This is a genomic window from Lactobacillus kimbladii (assembly GCF_014323605.1).
Classification (GTDB): domain Bacteria; phylum Bacillota; class Bacilli; order Lactobacillales; family Lactobacillaceae; genus Lactobacillus; species Lactobacillus kimbladii_B.
This window is the reverse complement of sequence record NZ_SCMB01000020.1, coordinates 1-1,259: the sequence shown is the minus strand read 5'-3', so window position 1 is coordinate 1,259 and position 1,259 is coordinate 1. Positions and strand designations below refer to the sequence as shown.

General features: G+C 39.0%; 1 protein-coding gene. It reads left to right on the top strand.

Features of this window, described 5'->3' with window-relative positions; all coding sequences use genetic code 11:
* A partial coding sequence (locus ERK18_RS09290) for an SLAP domain-containing protein (protein ID WP_187155209.1) occupies positions 1-1,259 on the top strand: 1,259 nt, incomplete at both ends.

The following is a 1,259-nucleotide window of genomic DNA, read 5'->3' as shown; positions in this document are numbered from 1 at the left end:
TAATAAGTGATGCTAAGACTGAATTCAGTAAAAAGCATGATGAAGCAGTAGCAAGACTCAAGAATGAATTTGGCAAAGATGCTGTGACAACAGAAGTTGACAATGCATTTGATACACATAAAAACATCACTGGTACAACAGTAGAAGAAGTTAAAGCAAACGAACTAGCAGCCGAAAGGGAATTGGCTAAAGGCGAAGTTAAGGACACTGGAGCCAATGCAAAGAATAGAGTTAACGGCTTAAAGCATAAGAACGGAAATGACTATACTGAAGCAGAAAAGAATGCTTTAAGGAATCAGATTGAAGAAGATGTTCATGAAGCTGTTGATGCTAAAGGGACTATTGATCAAGCTCAAGATACAGCAGGTGTGGATAAAGCCCGTGAAACTGCAGTTAACAAGATTATTAATGAGTCGATTGCTGACAGTCCAGAAGGCAATAATGTAATCGAACAAGATCCAGAAGTTCTAAGAGAAAGACTTGCTCAGGCTCGAGAATCTGCAATTAAGGCCGTACAAGACAAATTTGGTAAAGATACAGATACTAGTTCTATAATTGCAGCCTTTAAAGATGCCCAGGCAAAGCTTAATGAAAAGCCAAAAGACTTAGCGACTGAACTTAATGGTGAAAAAGAGATTGCTCAGGGAGCTTTAACAGATGCCAAGGCAGCTGCAAATAAGCGTGTTGATGGCAACTCCGACTACAGTGATGCAGTAAAGGGACAGATAAAGCAACAAATCCAGAAAGATTATGATGATTTTTCTAACCGCATAAAAGAGAGTGCAGCAGTTAGTGAGCTGATAACGCAAAAACGTGATGATGGGATAGCCCAGATATATCGTGATGCGACAGAAAGCAATATAAATAATACTACTGAGAATGTTATAAACGGAGGAGGCGGTCAGTTAACGCCGGTAACGCCAGCGCCAGTACCAAATAACAAGCCTGATAATAATAAAGAGCCAGAACAACCAAAATCTGAAAAAGTAGCTTTGATGCATAATGCTTATCTTTACAATAGTAAAGGTCAACGTGCAAACGGCATTACATTAGGAGCTGGTTCAGTTCTTGATACTTACGGCATTGAAACAATTAACGGTGACCAATATTATGTATTAGTTGACAAGGGTGCTAATAATAAGAAGTACTATGTTGCAATTGGCAATGTTAAGAGTACAGCTCAAAAACTGAAGCACAATGCTTATGTTTACAACCAATATGGTCAACGGGTAAAGAAAGCAGGCAAACTAAAGTCAGGC